The organism is Pseudorhodoferax soli (genome assembly GCF_003337555.1).
GTDB lineage: Bacteria > Pseudomonadota > Gammaproteobacteria > Burkholderiales > Burkholderiaceae_C > Pseudorhodoferax > Pseudorhodoferax soli.
On the sequence record NZ_QPJK01000020.1, the window covers coordinates 1 to 19,697 of the forward strand.

The following is a 19,697-nucleotide window of genomic DNA, read 5'->3' on the forward strand; positions in this document are numbered from 1 at the left end:
CAAAACGTTGGACTGGAGGACTCCCACGGAGGCGCTGAACGACTACCTAAAATCCGCCGCGTAACCCGGTGTTGCGTCGACCGGTTGAATCCACCCAGTTCACTGGCCATGAGTGGCAGACGTTCTTGCGCGAGCACAACTTGGTCAGCAGCATGAGCCGGCGGGGCAACTGCCACGACAACGCCGTGGCAGAGAGCTTCTTTCAACTGCTCAAGCGCGAGCGGGTGCGCCGGCAGATCTACGCCACGCGCAGCGACGCACGCGCCGACATCTTCAACTACATCGAGATGTTCTATAACCCCAAGCGGCGCCACGGCACGGCAGGCGACACTTCGCCGGTCGAGTTCGAACGACGCCATTCCCAACGGCTCACAGGTGTCTAGGAAATCCGGGGCGATTCAGCGTCGCCTTGGACGCCCCCATCATCGACGTAGGCGGCGGGGCCTCAACCTTGGTGGATGACTTGCTTGCCGCTGGGTACTCTTCCCTGACAGTGCTTGAGCTTTCTTCCGCTGCGGTCAAGGCGGCGCAAAGCCGGCTAGGCGAGCGAGCGCACCGCGTGGCGTGGAAGGTCGACGATGTGACGGTGGCCGAATTGCCCGAATGTGGATTCGAGGTGTGGCACGACCGGGCTGTCTTTCACTTCTTCACGGGCCAAACCGAGCGCAATGCATACGTGCGTGCCGCGCAGCGGGCGATCAAGCCAGGCGGTTTCATAATCATGGCGACCTTCGCCGAGGACGGCCCGACACAGTGCAGCGGGCTGCCGGTGGTTCGCTACGGCGAAGTGTCCTTGCAGCGGGAGCTGGGCGATCAATTCGACTTGGTGGAGCATGAGCGCGAGTCCCATCAAACGCCCTTCGGGACGAATCAAGAGTTCTTCTACGCTGTATTCCGCCGCAGAGCTTCGTAGACACACTGCTCCGGGGCGGTTCAATCGCGTCATCACAGCCGTCCGTGACAACGAACATCTTTGCATGCGAAAACTCCTCGCCTCGGCGAGTTGTTCAGCATCGTCATTCGCGTGCGCGAAGTCCCGCTCCAACTGTCACATATCAACGCACGTCGTTGGTTAACATGCAGTCGAACACCGATAACGATGACCGATACCGTCCGTGACATCCTGCTGGCGTTCGTGCGGGTCCATGTCCTCCACCATGCCGTTGCCGAGCGAATCTTCGGTGCTGGCATGGCGCAGGAGCTGGCTCGCCACGGCTATCGCCTCAGTCCCGGAACGCTGTACCCGCTGCTGCATCGACTTGAGGCCGATGGGTTGTTGAAATGCTCCGCAGAGGTCGTCGGCGGCAAAACGCGAAAGTACTACGTAGCGACGGCTAAGGGACACGAGGCTCTTGAGACCCTGCGGCCAAAGCTTGCAGAGCTATCGGGCGAAACAATTGCAAAGACCCTCCACGATGATATCCGACCCTCTCGCCCACGACGGACGCGACAGCCATAAAGGATCAGCCCTTGAGGTGCTTGCAGCCTTCTTCAAACTCGGCCTGACATCCTTCGGCGGGCCTGTGGCCCACCTGGGGTACTTCCGCACCGAGTTTGTCGAGCGGCGCCGATGGTTGGATGACCGCAGCTACTCCGATCTGGTCGCGCTGTGCCAATTCTTGCCCGGCCCCGCAAGCAGCCAGGTCGGCATGGCGCTGGGACTCGGGCGTGCTGGTTGGCTGGGTGCCTTGGCTGCGTGGGCCGGCTTCACCCTGCCGTCCGCAGTGGCGTTGATCCTTTTCGCCTTCGGCGTGGCCGAGTGGTCAGGACTGGCCTCTTCCAGTGTGGTACATGGCCTGAAGGTCGTGGCGGTCGCCGTGGTGGCTCAGGCAGTCATGGGCATGGCGAAGTCACTGTGCCCAGATCGATTGCGGGCCGGCCTGGCAGTCTCGGCAGCACTCGCGGTGCTCGCCGTGCCGACAGCACTAGGACAAGTCGCTGTCATCGCGTTGGGCGGCCTCGTAGGGCGCTTCGCGGTGCGCGTCGACCAGCTTCAACCCGCAACCCACCGCGACTACGGGGTGTCAAAGACGGTCGGCGCCACCCTGCTGGTCCTGTTCGGCGTGCTGTTGATCGGGCTTCCAGCATTTGCAGCGGCCACCGGCTCCATGGTCGCGTCGGCGATTGCCGTGTTCTACAAGGCCGGCGCACTGGTGTTCGGCGGCGGCCACGTCGTACTGCCCCTGATCCAGTCCGGTGTGGTTCCGACTGGCTGGGTCAGCAATGACACATTCCTCGCCGGCTACGGTGCGGCACAGGCAGTTCCTGGGCCTTTGTTCACATTCGCGGCATATCTGGGTGCCGCAATGCACGCGCCGCTGGGTGGATGGGTTGGCGGATTCACGCTTCTTCTGGCGATGTTCTTGCCCGCCTTCCTGCTGGTTGCCGGCGCGTTGCCCTTTTGGGAAACGATCCGTCAGCGCGGCGGGGTGCAACAAGCCATGGGGGGAGTGAACGCGGCCGTGGTTGGCGTGCTGGTTGCAGCGCTGTACGACCCCGTTTGGACTAGCGCAATTCATACCAAGGCTGACTTCGGGCTTTCGCTCGCGGCTTTCGGCCTGCTGGTGTTTGGCCGAGTGTCACCGGTGGTGGTCGTTGCAGCGGCCGCGGTGGTTGCAGGAGCGCTGCAACTGTAGCCCCGGCTGGTTGTCTCGGACTTGGGTGCCGGCGTGCAGGTCCCGGTAGAGGCAACGCAAGCAGATCACGATCGCAATGGACCGCTTTGCGTCGCCGAAGGAATTGGCGCCCGGGTTTCGCTCCGGGCAAGCGGGAGTTGCCTGATCTCCTACAGCCCACACTACCTAGTGGACAGGGGGCTCTCGCCCGGCGAACCAAAGGATATCCAACCAATGTTTCCCTGGACGTGAAATCCTTAAGTTGGTCGGGGTAACGTGAATGTTCACGCTGTGCGATCGCCCGAGTTGCTCAGCTTGCTTTCAACAGCTTGCTTTTGCTGGCCCGTCGCTTCTCGGATCTCTGATCTTACGGTATGCCCTGGGTCAGCGCGAAGTGCTCGTCGTCGAGAGAAGAGAGGCGCAGCTTCGACGCGGTCGCGATCCGGCAATGCCGACGGCCGCAACGCGCCGCGCCGCGCACTGTACGTCAGAGCTTGCCGCCGCCCATCGTTCCTTCGCGCACTGCCTGAGTTGCTTCGGCGCGCACCTCGGCGCGACTGCGCACGCTCAAAGCAGCTCGGCTGTTGCCCACGTCCGAGCCTTCGCCCATGATCTGTGGGCCGCTGGCGGCCAAGTCGCGCAGCACCTCGGCGCGGGTGACGGAACTGTCGAAGAACGAATAATCTGCAAACTTGAACGAATGAGCGACTAGTCGCTTCTGCGGCGCGAACCCAAGCGCTACGCGGCTTTCCTGCCAGGTCGGTGCTCCGCCCACCGGTTGCGCTTGGGCAACGATCGCGAGACTCTGCACGAATAATCTGCCAGTGCGTTGCACTTTGAACGCATAAGCTGCAAGCCTGTTGCACTCCTTGTGATCGGTTGCAATGGCCTCCAAGTCGCCCCCGAAGTCGCCTTCAGTCCGCGGCCGCTCGCCCGGTGCCCTTGAGGGCGTCGCGAACAAGCGCTGGACGCGGCTTGAGCGGGTTGCGCAGGCTTTGCGTTCCCTGGGCGACACCCCAATGACCCAAGCCAGGGCCGAACGCTTGGCCGCACGCTTCGGCGTTCACTGGGTCACCATCTATCGCTACCGTGCGCGACTCGGTCAGGTGGACGAAGCCACTGCCATCGCGGGTCGCACGCGAGGATGGAAGCCGCTGGCGTCGCGCCTTTCGGTCAAGCAGGAACAAAGCATCGAGGAGGCCATCAACGTTCTGCGCAAGAAGGCCGGTCCGACACGCGTCGTCGACCTGGTCGAGGAAGTCGCCGCGCGGTGCCGGCTGCTGGGTGTGCCCTGCCCTTCTCGCCCGGCCATCGACCGGCGCCTGAAGCGCTCCAGCGCACTGACGGTTCATCGACGTGGCGTGGCAACGCCGGGCAACGCAGATCCCAAGATCTCTCCGGGCTCGTTCATCGTTCAGCGGCCGCTGGACGTCGTGCAGATCGACCACACGCCGATGGACATCGTCGTGGTCGACGACCTGTATCGCCAGCCCCTGGGCAAACCCTACCTGACTTTGGCCACCGATGTCGCCACGCGCTGCGTCCTCGGCTTCGTGATCTCCTTCGTGCCGCCCGGCGCCGGCACGGTGTCGCTTTGCATGACGCTCATCGTGTCACCCAAGGCAGTTTGGCTCCAGCAGCTTGGCGTCGTCGGCGATTGGCCGATGGCGGGACTGCCCAAGACGCTGCATCTGGACGGGGCGGCCGAGTTCAGGAGCAAGGCCCTGCGGCGCGGGTGCGGCCAGTACGGCATTGAGCTTGTCTATCGCGAGCGCCCCCACCATGGTGGTCACATCGAGCGGCTGATCGGCACGAAGATGAGCAAGCTCAAGAGCCTGCCGGGCGCCACCGGCGGATCGCCCAAGGCTCGCCGCTCCTACGACCCCGATAAGCACGCCGCATTGACACTGGGCGAGCTGGAGGCCTGGTTTGCACAGCAGATCGTAGGCCGCTACCACCAAGACCCACACCGAGGCCTCAAGGGTGGCACGCCCGCTGGCGCGTGGGCGCTGCATCCGGCGCCGGGCCTACCACCCGGGCCGCTGAAGCGCTTTCGCATCGCCTTCCTGCCGGCCATCAGCCGCACGTTGCGCCGCGACGGCATCGTGTTCGAGCATCTGCGCTACTGGCACCCGATCTTCTCGCAGTGGCTGGTGCACCGCGAGCGGGTGACCCTGCACTTTGACCCGCGCAATCTATCCAAGCTGTACGTGCCCCATGGAGATGACTACCTGGAGGTCTCGTTCGCGGACCTTCGCATGCCCGCGGTGAGCCTGTGGGAGGTCCAGGCGGCCACGCGCCATTTGCGCCTGGCCGGTCAGAAGTCCATCAACCCCGCGCTGCTGGTCGAAGCCATCGACAAGCAGCGTGCGATCGTGCGGGCCGCGCAGGCCAAGACCCGCAAGATGCGCCGCAAGCAACAGGTCGCCTACCGTCCGGCCACAGTAGGTATCGATCCGCTGAATGATGCCGCTGCGGCGGAGCCGCCGTCCGACATCGACTGGAGCAAGCCGGCCGTGCCCTTTGAGGGAGAAGTTTGGCCCAGCCGCCGTCGCTGACCGAAGACCTGGAGGACTGCCATGCTCGTTCATACACACCTCACTGCCGAGGCACGTGTCATCGCTGACCTCGACGACGCGAGGCGGATCGCCCACCTGGCCGAGGATCGCTGGATCGACTACCCGCGAGCTCGACAGGCCCTGCAGGAGTTGGAACGCTTACTGGGCTGCCCTGAACGGACGCGCATGCCAGGGCTCCTCTTGCATGGCGAGTCCAACATCGGCAAGTCCGTGGTCATCCAGAAGTTCTTGCGAGCCCATCCGGCGCGTGAGTTCAACACTGCCACTGGTCTTCTGCAGGTCGATGTCCTGGCCGTAGAGATGCCTTCAGCACCTCAGGAGCGACGCCTGTATGGGCAGCTTCTTATGGCATTGAATGCGCCCTACCGTCCAGGAGACCGTCTGGCCGCCGTGGAGTACACCGCGTTGACGCTGCTGCGCAAGGTGGCGCCGCGCATGATCGTCGTCGACGAGGTGCACAACCTGCTGGCCGGCACCGCGCACGAGCAGCGTGCGTCGCTCAACCTGCTGAAGTTCCTGTCCAACCAGCTCAAGTGCGCGATCGTCGTCCTCGGCACACGTGACGCGCTCGCTGCGATACAGACCGACGCCCAGATCGCCAGTCGTTTCCCAGGCTTTGAACTTCCGCGGTGGCAGGAGAACGAAGATTTCCGTGGTTTCCTGGCCGGATTTGAGCGGCAGCTGCCGCTGCGGCAGGCATCTCGGATCTCAGGGAGCCGCGCCATGGTCAGCGCGATCATGAGCGCTACCAGCGGCATCACGGGGCACATCAGCGAGTTGTTGTCTCGCGCGGCGGAGGCGGCGATACGCTCGAAGAAGGAGTGCATCACGCCCGAGCTGCTGCAGTCTGTGATCGGCGCACGCTCGTTCGCATGAGCATCGCTGTCGCGCGGCATACCGGCCTGCCCTTCGTCCCTCAGCCGGGACCGGATGAGCTTCTCGGCTCCTGGCTTCTGCGCGTCGCGCAGCTCTACGGCCTGGGCCTGCCGACGTTGCTGAGCCGGCTGGGTGCCCTGCAGAGCGACGTTACTCACCTTCCTCATTGGTTCTCCATCGACGTTAGCACCGTTCGCATGGATGCCCTGTCCGCGGCGACGCACTTGCCACGATCCTATCTCGCAAAAATGGCTTCGTCAGGTTGCAGGCCCCACTGGCCAGAAGAACTCGGGGCGTGCGAGCAATGCCTGATGGACAAGACAGACGCCGGCGAACCGCTCATGTGGAACAGGAATTGGATGGGCCCCTTGGCCACCGTGTGCAAAATCCACGGCACATGGCTGACGCCGGTGGCGACGCGCAGGCTGACGAGCGTGCGACATGCGGGGGCGTTCGGCGATGCAGTTCAGCCTGTAGCCGCGGCGCCCACACTTCTGGATGAAGAGCCCGCTCGTGTGGGCGACGCCTTGTGGTTGCAGGCTCTACTCCTGGCGAGGACAGCCGTACGGCTGCCCTGGGGGAGGACCCGGCCGAGCGATCTGATTCGGATCGTGAACGCTGTGGCTCATGAGTTGATCACCGTGCCAACCTCCGCCCTGAGCGCACACTGTCCCTCGGCAAATTGCAGAGCACCGGCAGTCAGGAGCTTCGCGTTCAAGTCCGCGGCTGGTCAACGGGCGGTGACGTGGCTGCCAACCCGCCTACGTCAACGCCAATGGCTCTTGGCCAGAGTCGCGCACGTCTTGCGTTGGGCACCTGGGGCGCGAACGTTTCAAGTCTCCTGGTCATCGGCTTCAGTCTCGCGCTTGGCGTCGACGGTCGGATGGCCCGACGGGGCACTCGCCTGGGTGTGCCCCAACGCAGCCGACTTGGCTCTGCGACAAGACAGCTTGCGGAGGGAGTACGGCACCTCGCCCAGCTACTTCAAAGCACGCTCGGCCCTGCTTGCTTCGATCCAGTGAATCGGTCAGCCGGCGCGGGCTTCACTACCGCTGGCAACAAGCGTTTGCAAATTATTCGTTCAGGCTATCCGTTTATTCGTTCAAATTTGCAGTTATTTCGTACTTCGACAGCTCCATCCTCCATCGTTTCCAATGTCAAAATTTTCAGGAGCGCGGTCACGCCCCGCGTTAGCGAGCGAGCCCGGTGTTGGATGCGGTACAACGTTCGAGCTAGCACTGGAAGGCCAGAGATCTCCACGACGTCGCCACTTGCGAGAAGATCGACGACGACGCTGCGCGAGAGGCAACTGATCCCCAAGCCAGCTGCAACGGCCCGCTTGATCGACTCGGAGTCGCCCAACTCCATGTCGACCCTTAAACGTCCTAGGTGGGGAAGAAGCTTGCGCTCGAACTCTTCACGGGTGCCACTGCCTTGCTCGCGCAAGAGCCATGCAGCGTCGGCCAACATTACCGCACAGCTCAACTGCGCAAGCGCATGGCCACGGGTCACGAATACAACGAGTTCATCGACTGTCCATGGGACAACGGTCAGATCTGGATGATGGCACCCTCCCTCGATCAAACCAATGTCAACCCGCATGGAAGCGACATCTGCGATCACAGCGCTCGTGTTGCCTACGGTCAGATTGATCCGCGCATCCGGATGCTGGCGTCGAAGTGCAGCGAGATAGCCTGGGACGCGGTAGTTCGCGATGGTTGTGCTGGCCCCAAGACGCAGTGAGATTGCGTCACCCGCTAGAAGCCCTTGTAGGTCTTCGGCGCGATCCACCAAAGCCCGCGCCTTCGGTAGAAGTAGGGTAGGCGTCCGGCAAACTCATCTTGAGGTCGTCGGGCCGGGCGCCGAGGATGGTGTCCACCTAAAGTTAAGTGCACACCATGGAAGCTCCCCAAGCGGCAAAGCGCCGCCGGCATGACGCAGGCCTGAAGCAATCCGTTCTCGACGAGTGCGCCGCTCCTGGTGCGTCGGTGGCCAGCGTCGCGCTGGCGCACGGTCTGAATGCCAACCTCGTCCATAAATGGCGTCGCGAAGCGCGCCCTGCATCGGCCGGTCGCGACCAGCTCGATGAGGTCGGGCCTGAACCAAGGTTCATTGCGGTCAGCTTGCCGCCACCGGTGCAGCCCACCGTCGCCGAGGCGGTTCAACTGGAACTGCGCCGAGGCGCGCTGACCGTCAGCTGTACATGGCCGGTGTCGGCAATGCCGCAGTGCGCGGCCTGGCTGCGCGAGATTCTGCGTTGATTCGGGTCGATGCCGTGTGGCTGGCGGTCGAGCCGCTGGACATGCGTTCGGGCACCGAGTCCGCGCTGGCCCGCGTCGTGCGCGTGTTCGGCGGCGCCCATCCGCATACCGCGTACCTCTTCGCGAACCGCAGGGCCAACCGCATGAAGGTGCTGGTCCACGACGGCGTGGGTGTGTGGCTCGCTGCCAGGCGGCTCAACAAGGGCCGCTTCGCCTGGCCATGCGACGTCACCGGCACGCTGCAACTGACACACCAGCAGCTCGACGCGCTGGTGCTGGGTCTGCCCTGGCAGCTCATGGGCGAAGCCGGGGTCATCCGCTTGCTCTGACGCAATTGCCGGATGTGCCGATGCGCCCGCGCGGCGCAGACGGCAAGCTACCGGGGTGATGAACGCCACCGAGCTGCACCACCTGGACGCGCACCAGCTGCGTGAGATGGTGCAGTCGCTACAGGCGAAGGTTCAGGCGACGGAGAGCGCGCTCACGTTCAAGCAGGCCGTCATCGACAAAATCACGCACGAGATGGCCGTGCTCAAGCGCATGAAGTTCGGCGCCAAGGCCGAGCGCTACAGCCCCGACCAGGCGAGCCTTCTTGAAGAGGCTGTGGAGGCCGACCTCGAGGCACTGGCTTGCGAACTGGACGGCCTTGCTGCCGGCAAGCAGCCAGCGACCGACCGACAGACCGCGCGACGCCAACCGCTGCCAGCCCACCTGCCGCGGCGCGAAGTGCACCACGAGCCGCACAGCACCATCTGCCACTGCGGCTGCGCGCTCAAACGCATTGGCGAGGACATCGCCGAGAAGCTGAACTATCAGCCGGGTGTCTTCACCGTGGAGCGCCACGTACGCGGAAAGTGGGTGTGCTCGCATTGCGAGACCTTGGTGCAAGCTCCGGTGGCGCCGCACATCATCGACAAAGGCATCCCCACCGCTGGGCTGCTGGCCCAGGTCCTGGTGGCCAAGTACGCCGACCACCTCCCGCTGTACCGGCAGGAGAGCATCTTTGCGCGCGCAGGCATGGCTCTGTCACGCTCCACCTTGGCCCAATGGGTCGGAGCCTGTGGCGTGCAGCTGCAGCCGCTCGTGGATGCCCTGAAGCGGGAGTTGCTGCAGCACCCTGTGCTGCACGCTGACGAGACGCCCGTGGCCATGCTCAAGCCCGGCAATGGCAAGACACATCGCGCCTACCTGTGGAGCTACTGCAGCACCCGCTTCGCCGGCATGCACGCCGTGGTCTTCGACTTCGCCGAGAGCCGCGCTGGCCAGCATGCGCGCGACTTCCTTGGCGTCACGCCGACCACAGGCTGGCGCGGCACGCTTGTTTGCGACGACTTCAGTGGGTACAAGCAGCTCTTCACTATGGGCGTCGTCGAAGCAGGTTGCCTGGCCCATGCGAGGCGCAAGTTCTACGTGACCCTGCCTCGTTTCCACGTACAGCAAGTCATGCAGCCAAACGGGTGCTCTCCCAGATCACTGGAGGCACGAAGCCGTTGGCCGAGTGCAAGCGCTGGCGGTTGTACCAGCCTTCGATCCAATTGACGATGTCCAGCCTAGCCTGCGCCCGCGTGTCGTAGCGTACCTGATGGATGCGCTCGACCTTCAGCGTTTTGAAGAAGCTCTCCATCGGCGCGTTGTCCCAGGCGTTGGCCCTCCTGCTCATGGACATCGTGATGCCCAGCTCGGCGGCCAGCGCCCGGTAGCGCCCGCCTGCGTACTGCGACCCGCGGTCGGTGTGGACCAGCAGCCCCTTGGCAGGCTTGCGCAGCCACCATGCCGACTTCAAGGCGGTGCACACCAGCGTGGCGTCAATGTTCTCGGACATCGACCAGCCCACGATGCGCCGACCCGCCAGGTCCATCACGGCCGCCAGGTACAGCCAGCCCTCGCCGGTGGGCACGTACGTGATGTCTGCCACCCAGGCCTGGTCACGCTGCCAACCATCAAAGCGTCGATCCAGCAGATTCGGTGCTACCGGCAGGCGGTGCGCCGAATCGGTGGTCACCACGAATGGCCTTCTGTACACCGGGCGCAGGCCCTGGCGACGCAGGCTCTTTCTCACTCGCTCGGCGCTGACGACGTCGCCCTGCTGGCGCAGCTTGTGAACGATCCGAGGGCGACCATAGCTTCGGCGGCTGGCATCGTGGATGGCCGCCACCTTGGCATCCAGAGCCTGGTTGGCCAGTGTGCCGGGGCTGGGCGGGCGCACGCGCCATTGGCAGTAGCCGCTGCGGGACACCTGCAGCACGCGGCACAGCCGGCTGACGGTGTACTGGTCGCGATGCTCGTCGATCCAGGCGTACTTCATCGCGACCCCCTGGCGAAGTACGCCGTCGCTTTTCGAAGGACTTCCACGTCCAGCTTCGCGTCGGCCAGCTCTCTGCGCAGGCGGCTGTTCTCCGCCTCCAACTCGCTCACCGGGCGCCGCGTGGGGGGCTCACTGGCCGGGGCCACCGCGCCGCTGGCGCCGGCCGATGCAATGCCACGCCGGGACCAGTTGCCCAGCGTCGCCACCGGCACGCCGAGGCGACGTGCGGCCTCGTGACCGCCGACCGACGCCGCGAGCCTGACGGCCTCAGCCTTGAACTCCTGTGTGTACTGCCTCTTGGGCAGCTTGCCTTCTCTCATTTCGATTCTCCGTACCTCTGAAGTTATCAACTTCTTGCTGTACGTGAAATCGAGGCAGGGTCAACGAGCTGTCGGTCAACCACCAGAGCACGGTCGCCGAGCACGCCCTGCGGTTCTTCACGCGCCTGTACGACATCGAGCGGCAGCTGCAGGAGCTGGGCGTCGAGGAGCGACTCCAACGGCGCAGGAGTGAAGCCAAGCCAGTGGCCGACCTGCTGCAGGCGTGGTTGCTGCAACAGCGCGCCCTGGTGCCAAGTGGCTCGGCCACTGCCCGAGCCATCCAGTACAGCCTTGGACGGTGGGATGCGCTGACGCGCTATCTGGCCGATGGGCGTCTGCCGCCGGACAACAACTGGGTCGAGAACCAAATCCGTCCAGTTGCCCTTGGAAGGGCCAACTGGCTGTTCGCCGGCAGCTTGCGCGCGGGCAAGCGTGCCGCTGCCGTGATGAGCCTGGTGCACTCAGCGAGGCTCAACGGCCATGACCCCTACGCCTACCTGCGAGACGTTCTGGAGCGCCTGCCCACACAGCGCGCCAACATGATTGATCACCTGCTGCCGCATCGTTGGAAGGCCTGAGGTACTTGTCGAGCCAGGTCGAACGGCCCAAGTCCTCTAAGGCGCGGTCGTGGCTTAATGCGGAAGGGGCGTGCCGGTGTCCGTTGCAAGACGAGGGGGGCGTCCGGGCCGGCGGCGGCCAGGCTGAGCGAAGTCGGCGGGAGTCTCCCCCGTACGGGCCTTCTTACCTGCGAAATGCGCCTTCCATTCTGCAAGGTCTTCTGCGCCACCCACTACGGCTTCGCCAAGGCTTTGCAGATCGGTTGCCAGGCTGAAAAACTCGCAGAGGCCTGCGTGGGAAATCGCTTTGTCGAGCAGCTCTTCAAAGGTGCCAGTTGGCACCTCGTTCTCGGAGTCTCGATCTTCGTAGATGAGGCTCGCCGCCTTACCGAGTTCGCCGGCTTCAGCCGACAAGATGGCTGCAAGCTCAAGATCACGTCGAGACAGGTCCTGTGAAAACGTCCGGCCGATTGCGCGAACCAACGTTGACATCTTGCCGACCTGCGCACTGATCTCACGATTGCGTGCCTGCCGTTGCAGCTTATCCGCGTTCAAAAGTTGCACCACGGCAGGTACGTCCATCAGCCGCACCATAGGGTCGATGCCCTCGAGGGCCTTCTGCATCTCGCCAACCTTCAGCAGTGCCAACTGCTTCAGAACATCGATGTCCAAGTTTTCCACCATCTACCTCTTTTCATCCAATCCGCTTGGCGCACTGCACGCTGGACCAGTAGCCGAAATGTAGACGGAACTGGGCTTGGCCAGCATTCCCGGCGTCAAGGTGACTTTGCCGGACGCATACGAAGTAGGCGCCCGTTCTCGTGAGAACCAGCCGACGACCGTGGCGATCGAAGAGTTGGTTCGACAGCGCATGCTCCAGTTTGGCGAGAGCCTGGCTGGCCGCTGACTGCGTCATCGCGAGCTCATCTGCAGCGCGAGAGACATTGCCGTGGCATGCGATCGCGCAAAACACCTCAAGTTCGCGCAGTGAGAAGCGAATAGGCATAGGCGCTCGAGTGCTCTACGGAACTCAACTACTCGCAACGGCCCACGGAAGGACACACCCTCTGTAGGCCGTCCACGGTCACGAGTTGATCACTGTGCCGAGAATTGCTGGAACGCATCCATTACGCGGTTGGAGTAGACGAAGGCCGCGCCCGTGTTCAGCGCCATGGCAGTGCCAAGTGCATCGGACAGCTCAGCCTCCGTGACACCCACCTCCTTTGCGGCTTTGGCATGCGCTGCGATGCATCCGTCGCAGCGCGTAGTCACTGCCACAGCCAACGCGATCAGTTCCTTCGTCTTGGCGTCTAGAGCGCCATTGCCATTCTGATTGGCGTTGAACCCCTGGTACGCGGTCATCATTTTGGGGTTTGCCTTCATCAGCAACCCACCAGCGGCGCGGTTCTTCCTCAGCGTTTCGATCCAATCCATCAACATAGGAACTCCTTCTTTGTAAAAAAACTAGTCGACTGAAATGCCTGCCAACTTGATCACGCTGGCGTATGCCGCAACATCGGACCGCAAGCGCGCCCGCATGTCGGCACTACTCGTGAACACCGGCTCGGAGCCCTGCATGCGAATGGCTTGAAAGGACGCGTCTGTTCTTGCAGTTGATATGGCTTTCTGAAGACGGTCCAGCACCGGCTGAGGCGTTCCAGTTGGCGCAACAAGCCCCATCCACGAGGTCCATGCATAGCCCTCCACCCCAGATTCCGCGATCGTCGGCACGTCGGGCAGTTGCACCCAGCGGGTGGGGCCCGTCACCGCAAGCCCCTTCAGGCGTTTCGCGGCAATGAACGTCTGGGAGACGTTCACATTGACGAACGCGACGGGGGTCACATTGCCCATCACGTCTTGCGCAGCCTGCGGCGCCCCCTGGTAGGGCACATGCCGCATGCGGATGCCGGCCTTCTGCTTTAGGAGCTCGGCGGCCAGATGGCCCGGCGTCCCTATGCCAGGCGAGCCATAGGCCACCTCGTCCGGCTTGCTCTTCGCGTACTCGATCAGCTCCTTGATGGTGCTGAACGGCGCCGAAGGGTGTGCAACCACCGATGTGTTCGCTTCCGCCAGGATGGTGAGCGGCTCGAAATCACGCAAGGGGTCATACGACAGCTGTCGAAACAGCGTGACATTCGCTGCGTTGGCACTTGTCGCCAACAGCAGCGTGTAGCCGTCGCCGGCAGCCTTGGCAACGTTGTTGGAGCCGATGTTGCTGCCACCACCGGGCCTGTTCTCGACGATAACAGGCGTTCCAAGGTCTTTGCTGATGAAGTTGCCGACGTGCCTGCCGAGGAAGTCAGCAAGACCCCCGGGCGGAAACGGGACAACGATCCGAATGGTCTTTTGTGGCCATTCGCTGGCCGCATGCGCGCCGACGAATGGCGCTGCTGCGGCTGCAGCGATCAGCTGCCGACGGCCGGCATTGATCCGCGTGTTTTGCATTGTCTCCTCCTTGTACATACCGAAGAAGGACGCCGAGACTGCGCTCGACGCCTGCGGTCAGGCCTTCGTGTCGTGGCCGGAGTGGAAGTTGAAGACAGCCCCTTCCTTGATGCCGCTCGGCCAGCGCGTGGTGATGGTCTTCAATCGGGTGTTGAAGCGCACGCCCTCCATGCCGTGGATGGAGTGGTCGCCGAACAGGGAGCGCTTCCAGCCACCGAACGAGAAGTAGGCCACCGGTACCGGGATCGGTACGTTAACGCCGACCATGCCGATCTTGACGCGCATGGTGAAGTCGCGGGCAGCGTCGCCGTCACGCGTGAAGATGGCCGTGCCGTTGCCGTACTCGTGGTCGTTGACCATCTGCAGGGCCTCTTCATAGTCCTTCGCACGCACCACCGCCAGCACGGGGCCGAAGATTTCTTCCTTGTAGATCGACATGTCGGTCGTGACACGGTCGAACAAGCAGCCGCCGATGAAGTAACCATCTTCGTGGCCGCTCACCTTCACGCTGCGGCCGTCCACGATGAGCTTTGCGCCCTTTTCGAGGCCCTGATCGATGTAGCTCAGGATGCGGTCCAGGCTCTGGCGCGAAATCACCGGGCCCATGTCGGAGTTCGGATCCGAGCAGGCGGCGACCTTCAGCGCTTCGATGCGTGGCTTGAGCGCCGCCACCAGGCGATCGGCCGTGTCTTCACCAACCGGGACGGCCACGGAGATAGCCATGCAGCGCTCGCCGGCGGAGCCGAAGGCCGAGCCAATCAGTGCATCGACTGCCTTGTCCATGTCGGCGTCCGGCAGCACGATCAGGTGGTTCTTTGCACCGCACAGAGCCTGCACGCGCTTGCCGGCGGCGGTGCCGCGCGAATAGATGTAGTGGCCGATCGCAGTCGAGCCGACGAAGCTGACGGCGTCCACGTGCGGACTGTCCAGCAGCGCATCAACAGCTTCCTTGTCACCGTTGACGACGCTGAACACGCCTTCGGGCAGACCGGCTTCCTGCAGCAACTGGCCGACGCGCACCGGCACGGAAGGATCGCGCTCGGACGGCTTCAGGACGAAGGCGTTGCCGCAGGCCAGCGCGATCGGGTACATCCACAGCGGCACCATGGCTGGGAAGTTGAACGGCGTGATGCCTGCAACCACACCCACCGGCTGGCGGATAGAGAAGCTGTCGATCTGCGACGCAACCTGTTCGCTGAACTCGCCCTTGAGCAGGTGGGGAATGCCGCATGCGAACTCGATGACCTCGATGCCGCGGGCAATCTCGCCCTTGGCATCGGGAATGGTCTTGCCATGTTCCTCGGACAGCGTCTGCGCCAGCTCGTCCATGTGCTTGTTCAGCAGATCGCGGAACGCGAACATGACCGCAGCGCGTTTGGCGGGCGGCGTCGCAGCCCACTTGGGCTGGGCCTTGCGAGCGACCTCGAGAACGGCGTCGACGTCCTCCTTCGTGGCCAGGCGAACCTTGCCGATGCTCTTGCCGAGCGCCGGATTGATGATGTCCGCAGTGCGTTCGGACTTGCCGCGCCAGGCCTTGCCAGCGACGAGATGTTCAATGAGCTTCATATGGCTTCCTCAGTTGGTGAAAAGTGGTGACTCGTTGTTCAAGTGGGCCTGCTACCTACGAGTCGATCTTGGCGCAAACTCTGGAGATGAACTGCTTCATGCGTACTCCGGCACTCCAGTCGCGCTGCCGAAACGCGCGCAAGACCTTCGCGTCGAAATACTGCGGCCGAGGGACTCCCGGCCGCGGCCCGAGGGCGGCGGATTGGTCGTGGATTCCTTGAAGAGATGGGGACCTAGCCTTGCCGTTCAGCTCGTCCAGCCCAACCGGGTCACAAAGTCGTGCTCCCTCAGCTGGTGCTCGAGCGCTTGCCGGCTCCCGGTCCGTTTGGCCGCCTCGATCGTGTAAAGCGTCATGAGGTCCCGTTGCGCGTTGCTTGCGCCGACCTCCGCAAGCATCGGCTTGGCGGCGATCAGAGAGAACAGCGCTTGGTCGCTGTGTCCCTTCTCAAGGGACAGGATCGCCTCCGAGATCGGAATGGCAACGCGACGCAGGACTTGCGCCACATGAAACTCATTGCGCACCGACTCCGTCCGCATCGACTCGATATACGCGCGCGCCTCGCCATGACGGCCCGTGTGCGCCAGTGCCATCACGCAATGCAAGTCCGTGAACGGCAAGACATGGTCGTGGAGGTTCGCCTGTGCGTGCTGCGCAAGGACTTCCCAGCGCTCCCCCACACCCCTGCCTCGGAATTCCACACGGGCCAGGAACGCCGCCGCATTCTGGATGTCGAGGTAGAAATCAGACTTGGTGTCGTAGATCGCGCCGTCATACAACGCCATGGCCTCGTCAAAGCGGCCGGCCTCGAGCAGGAACAAACCACGGTGCCACCACAGGTGGCCCCGAAACGGATTTCGGTCCTCCCAATGGTCACGCGGAAAGTCGGTCCAGCGCAGCCCGTCCTCGAACCGGTGCTCGGTCTCCAACACGTGAGCCACCGAATGGACGGCCCAGAGGTCGTTCGGGTTCAAATCGACAGCCTCTCGCCCGTAGCGCTCGGCAAGCTTGGTCTGCCCCGCCTCCTCCAAACCAAAGGCCAGCATTCCCAGTACGTTTCCCCGGTTGGGCATCCCCTTGGTCCAAGCCGCAAGGACTGCAGCGGGCGCCTTGACCAAGGCCTGCGACCGCCCCATCCAGAAGCTCACGAAATGGTGCAGGCGCAGGGCAAGGATGTCCAATGGGTGGTCGACAAGAATGCACTCCCACCTGGCGCACGCCATGTGCAGGTCACCACAGACCCATGATGCCAACGCTTCGACATGCGCTTGTTCCCGCGGAGACGAGCGGTTCGCCTCCCCACGCGCGGCCGCCAAAGCATTCTGCGCGGCGCCGTGGAAGCGAACCGTGCTGTACATCATGAGCATGTAGCCGCGCAGGCAATGGCCCATGCAGAAGTTCTCGTCGTCCACGAGAGCTTGTTTGACCGAAGGCATCGCTGTCACCCGGTAGTCGAGTAACTGCGTCACCGCATCGTTGTACGAGCGAGCCGCGCCCTCGCTCGACGTCGTCAACAGCAGGCCTTGCTTGTCGTTCATGGTGTGCGCCATATTGAATCCTGCGTCCGACTAGACCTTCAGTCCAGGAACGTCTGGGATGGGCTGCGGTTCCGACTGCTGCACCGCAGGCACGAGAGGCAAGCGCATCTTGCCCTTCACGGCATTCGTACCTTCCTGATCGCCGCCACCCCGCACCCATCGTTGCTTGTCTCCCTTGCGCACTTCTGCAGACCAGTTGTCGCGGATCGAGTCGGCCTTGGAGACATTCCAGATCAAGGCGCGGCTCGCCTGGCTCTCCAGGATCCGGTGAGTCATGGCATCGGGATCCCACTTGTCCATCGTCAGCGCGTGTAGCCGCTGCTCGATCGTCGCTACCGCAGGCATTCCGGCCAGGTTCTTGGTCTCCGTCGGGTCCGCTTCCAGATCGAACAGCATCGAAGGATGGCCATGCGTGTAGACGTACTTGTAGTTGCCCTCTCGCACCATGCGACAAGGCGCGCACACACCCATGTCGTAGTACTCGCAGCTGACCTGGTCACTCCACCCTTTCGTCGACCCGGTCATCAACCCGGTCATGTCAACGCCCTCCAGCGCAGTGACCGCGTTGACCTGGCCGTCGTTCGCTTGCGCCAGCAATGTCGGAAGCAAGTCCACCAGCGACACATTCTGGCTCACGGTCTTGCCCTTTGGCAGTCCGGGACCGCTGACCATCAGCGGAATGCGAGTGGAGTTCTCGAAGAAGGTTTGCTTGAACCACATGCCGCGCTCGCCTTGCATGTCGCCGTGATCGGCGGTGAAGACGATGATGGTGTCTTCCAGCATGTTTGTTGCTTCGAGCACCTTCATCATCTCGCCGAGCTTGTCGTCGATGTAGCTGCACATCGCATAGTAGGCATGGCGCGCGTTGCGGGTGTGCTCGTCGGTGATCGTGAGACGGTCACGACCGTGCGAGTAGTACAGCCACTTGCTATGGGTGTCGAGTTGGTCCAACGGGATCGGCGGCACCTTCGGCATGTCGATCGCAGCGTGGTCGTAGCGGTCCCAGTGCTCCCTGGACGCCGTGAACGGCGTATGGGGATGCGTCAACGAGATCGTGAGGAAGAACGGATCGTCGCCGGTCCGTCGAGCGAGGTCGTAGAGCTTCTGATTTCCGAAGAATGCCACTTCCTCGTCGTAGTCCAGCTGCATGCTTCGGACGCACCAGCCGGCTTCAACCACGGCACGCATGTTGATCCCCGTCGGTGCGTTGCGAGGGCCCTTCTTCCAGTCCGGCACCCAGGCAAAGTCGGCGGGATAGATATCGGTGGTGAGTCGCTCGTGGTAGCCATGGTGCTGGTCCGGCCCCACAAAATGCATCTTGCCGCTGATGATCGTTCGGTAGTTCATCGTTCGCAGGTAGTGCATCAGCGTGGGCACCGCCGCAGGCAGCTCCGCCGCGTTGTCGAACGCGTCGATCGCGTGCGGCAGGCGGCCGGTCAGCATCGTGTAGCGCGATGGCGCGCAGATCGGATAGTTCGTATAAGCGTTCTTAAACGTCACGCCGCGTTCCGACAAGGCGGCGATGTTGGGCGCAATCACGGTGTTGTTTCCGTACTGCTGCAGCGCGAGGGCAGACATCTGGTCTGCCATGAACAGGATTATGTTGGGGCGACGCATAAGACTCTCTCTTCCTCTTTCAATCGACGGTGATACCGGATTCTTTGATCAGCTTGGCGAAGCTGACGATTTCGCCTTCCATACGGGCGCGCAGAACCTGCGGCCCCGAGATGACAGGTTCTGCGCCGAGTTTGCGCACAGCCTCGCGTGTCTCTGGCGTATCGAAGGCAGCAAGGGCCTTCTCCAACCGGGCCAGCACTTCGGCTGGAGTGCCGGTCGGAGCAAGGAGGCCGTACCAAGCGCCGGCTTCATATCCCGGCACCCCGGCTTCGGCCATGGTCGGAAGATCTGGCAGGACTTCCCAACGCTTGGTCGTTCCAATAGCAAGAATCCGCACCTTCCCGGACTCGACACCGGGAATGACGGCGGCGTAGTTCGTGAACATGAGCGGCACATGGCCTGCCATCACGTCGGAGAATGCCGGAGCCGCACCCTTGTAGGGAACGTGCCGGACGCTCACGCCTGCCAACTTCGTGAACAGTGCCCCACCGAGATGTGCAGGACTTCCGGCTCCAGCGGAAGCGTAGGACAGTTCGCCTGGCCTCCTCTTGGCGAGCGCAATCAGCTCCTGGACCGTCTTCGCTGCCAGCGAGGCGTTCACGGCAAGCACGATCGGCACTTCAGCAATCAGCGACACGGGGACGAAGTCGCGCATCGTGTCGTAGGGCATCTTGGCGTACAGCGACATGTTGGCGGTGTTGGCGCTGCTGCCATTCAAAAGCGTGTAGCCGTCCGCAGGCGCTCTTGCGACCGACTCTGATCCAATGTTCGACCCCGCACCGGCCTTGTTTTCCACAATGACGGCTTGGCCAAGGTGCTTTTCCAGCGACCTGCTGACCAAGCGCGCCAATGAGTCCGAAACAGCACCTGGCGGATATGGATTTACGAGCTTAATCGGTTTGGAAGGCCAACGTGACTCTGCAAGTACCCAGGGCGCCCCCAGCGACAGCGCGGCAGCAGCCAGAGTCAATTCTCTTCTGTTCATGCTTGTCTCCTTCGTTGTAATAGGCAGGCGGTGGA

At 63.1% G+C, this 19,697-nt stretch carries 19 protein-coding genes and 3 pseudogenes; 11 read left to right on the forward strand and 11 right to left on the reverse strand.

Annotated features, from left to right (window positions below):
• Window positions 1-56: 56 nt before the first annotated feature.
• From DES41_RS37020 to chrA, 4 genes and pseudogenes are all read left to right on the forward strand, one after another.
• Window positions 57-383: pseudogene (locus DES41_RS37020) on the forward strand (IS3 family transposase); the annotation flags it as partial.
• 26 nt (window positions 384-409) lie between these two features.
• The gene (locus tag DES41_RS37025; RefSeq protein ID WP_114472696.1) at window positions 410-913 is read left to right on the forward strand and encodes a class I SAM-dependent methyltransferase; all 504 of its coding nucleotides are present in this window, start codon (window positions 410-412) and stop codon (window positions 911-913) included.
• Window positions 914-1,189: 276 nt separating this feature from the next.
• The gene (locus tag DES41_RS37030) at window positions 1,190-1,459 is read left to right on the forward strand and encodes a PadR family transcriptional regulator (protein WP_245966066.1); all 270 of its coding nucleotides are present in this window, start codon (window positions 1,190-1,192) and stop codon (window positions 1,457-1,459) included.
• Window positions 1,416-2,636, forward strand: a complete 1,221-nt coding sequence (gene chrA, locus DES41_RS37035; protein WP_114472698.1) for a chromate efflux transporter — start codon at window positions 1,416-1,418, stop codon at window positions 2,634-2,636. The genes DES41_RS37030 and chrA overlap by 44 nt, the downstream gene beginning before the upstream one ends.
• A gap of 466 nt (window positions 2,637-3,102) precedes the next feature.
• Here chrA and DES41_RS38185 read toward each other — a convergent pair whose 3' ends face one another.
• Window positions 3,103-3,576, reverse strand: coding sequence for a hypothetical protein (locus DES41_RS38185; RefSeq protein ID WP_211333170.1), 474 nt, complete (start codon window positions 3,574-3,576; stop codon window positions 3,103-3,105).
• A 58-nt stretch (window positions 3,577-3,634) separates the two neighbouring features.
• On the opposite strand from DES41_RS38185, the gene DES41_RS37040 reads away from it, so the two are divergent.
• From DES41_RS37040 to DES41_RS39980, 3 genes are read left to right on the forward strand one after another with little or no spacing between them, the layout of a single operon-like run.
• Window positions 3,635-5,173, forward strand: a complete 1,539-nt coding sequence (locus tag DES41_RS37040) for a Mu transposase C-terminal domain-containing protein (protein WP_170168412.1) — start codon at window positions 3,635-3,637, stop codon at window positions 5,171-5,173.
• Window positions 5,174-5,194: 21 nt separating this feature from the next.
• A complete protein-coding gene (locus DES41_RS37045) occupies window positions 5,195-6,070 on the forward strand; it encodes a TniB family NTP-binding protein (protein ID WP_114472700.1) in 876 nt (291 codons plus the stop codon).
• Entirely contained in the window at window positions 6,067-7,092 is a 1,026-nt protein-coding gene (locus tag DES41_RS39980; RefSeq protein ID WP_114472701.1) for a TniQ family protein, read from the forward strand. The genes DES41_RS37045 and DES41_RS39980 overlap by 4 nt, the downstream gene beginning before the upstream one ends.
• A 64-nt stretch (window positions 7,093-7,156) precedes the next feature.
• Here the strand turns inward: DES41_RS39980 and DES41_RS37055 are convergent, their stop codons facing one another.
• On the reverse strand, window positions 7,157-7,861 hold the full coding sequence (locus tag DES41_RS37055) for a LysR substrate-binding domain-containing protein (protein ID WP_245966061.1): 705 nt from the start codon (window positions 7,859-7,861) through the stop codon (window positions 7,157-7,159).
• A 107-nt stretch (window positions 7,862-7,968) separates the two neighbouring features.
• On the opposite strand from DES41_RS37055, the gene tnpA reads away from it, so the two are divergent.
• The 3 genes and pseudogenes from tnpA to tnpC form a co-directional block, all read left to right on the forward strand.
• Entirely contained in the window at window positions 7,969-8,331 is a 363-nt protein-coding gene (gene tnpA / locus DES41_RS37060; RefSeq protein ID WP_114472703.1) for an IS66-like element accessory protein TnpA, read from the forward strand.
• A complete protein-coding gene (gene tnpB / locus DES41_RS37065) occupies window positions 8,274-8,660 on the forward strand; it encodes an IS66 family insertion sequence element accessory protein TnpB (RefSeq protein ID WP_147283065.1) in 387 nt (128 codons plus the stop codon). The genes tnpA and tnpB overlap by 58 nt, the downstream gene beginning before the upstream one ends.
• A 58-nt stretch (window positions 8,661-8,718) precedes the next feature.
• Window positions 8,719-9,741, forward strand: a pseudogene (tnpC, locus tag DES41_RS37070) (IS66 family transposase); the annotation flags it as partial.
• 31 nt (window positions 9,742-9,772) lie between these two features.
• Here tnpC and DES41_RS37075 read toward each other — a convergent pair.
• Window positions 9,773-10,956, reverse strand: a protein-coding gene (locus DES41_RS37075) for an IS3 family transposase (protein ID WP_114472704.1) whose coding sequence is annotated in 2 segments (ribosomal slippage) — window positions 9,773-10,665 and window positions 10,665-10,956 — 1,185 coding nt in all. Because the reading frame shifts where the segments join, the coding sequence is not laid out codon by codon here.
• Window positions 10,957-11,006: 50 nt separating this feature from the next.
• On the opposite strand from DES41_RS37075, the pseudogene DES41_RS37080 reads away from it, so the two are divergent.
• A pseudogene (locus DES41_RS37080) lies at window positions 11,007-11,534 on the forward strand (IS66 family transposase); the annotation flags it as partial.
• 54 nt (window positions 11,535-11,588) lie between these two features.
• Here DES41_RS37080 and DES41_RS37085 read toward each other — a convergent pair.
• The 8 genes from DES41_RS37085 to DES41_RS37120 all read right to left on the reverse strand — a co-directional run bounded on the left by DES41_RS37085 (window position 11,589) and on the right by DES41_RS37120 (window position 19,662).
• Window positions 11,589-12,194: a hypothetical protein gene (locus tag DES41_RS37085; protein ID WP_147283066.1), complete on the reverse strand. Its 606-nt coding sequence runs from the start codon at window positions 12,192-12,194 to the stop codon at window positions 11,589-11,591.
• A 13-nt stretch (window positions 12,195-12,207) separates the two neighbouring features.
• A complete protein-coding gene (locus tag DES41_RS37090) occupies window positions 12,208-12,519 on the reverse strand; it encodes a helix-turn-helix domain-containing protein (RefSeq protein WP_114472707.1) in 312 nt (103 codons plus the stop codon).
• 89 nt (window positions 12,520-12,608) lie between these two features.
• The gene (locus DES41_RS37095; RefSeq protein ID WP_114472708.1) at window positions 12,609-12,953 is read right to left on the reverse strand and encodes a carboxymuconolactone decarboxylase family protein; all 345 of its coding nucleotides are present in this window, start codon (window positions 12,951-12,953) and stop codon (window positions 12,609-12,611) included.
• A 24-nt stretch (window positions 12,954-12,977) separates the two neighbouring features.
• Window positions 12,978-13,958: a Bug family tripartite tricarboxylate transporter substrate binding protein gene (locus DES41_RS37100; protein ID WP_170168414.1), complete on the reverse strand. Its 981-nt coding sequence runs from the start codon at window positions 13,956-13,958 to the stop codon at window positions 12,978-12,980.
• Between the two features lie 57 nt (window positions 13,959-14,015).
• Complete coding sequence (locus DES41_RS37105) at window positions 14,016-15,524, reverse strand: CoA-acylating methylmalonate-semialdehyde dehydrogenase (protein ID WP_114472710.1); 1,509 nt, start codon at window positions 15,522-15,524, stop codon at window positions 14,016-14,018.
• 246 nt (window positions 15,525-15,770) lie between these two features.
• Window positions 15,771-17,060, reverse strand: a complete 1,290-nt coding sequence (locus DES41_RS37110; RefSeq protein ID WP_147283067.1) for a tetratricopeptide repeat protein — start codon at window positions 17,058-17,060, stop codon at window positions 15,771-15,773.
• A 30-nt stretch (window positions 17,061-17,090) separates the two neighbouring features.
• The gene (gene betC / locus DES41_RS37115) at window positions 17,091-18,677 is read right to left on the reverse strand and encodes a choline-sulfatase (protein WP_114472712.1); all 1,587 of its coding nucleotides are present in this window, start codon (window positions 18,675-18,677) and stop codon (window positions 17,091-17,093) included.
• Window positions 18,678-18,696: 19 nt separating this feature from the next.
• Entirely contained in the window at window positions 18,697-19,662 is a 966-nt protein-coding gene (locus DES41_RS37120) for a tripartite tricarboxylate transporter substrate binding protein (protein WP_114472713.1), read from the reverse strand.
• Between the last annotated feature and the right edge of the window lie 35 nt (window positions 19,663-19,697).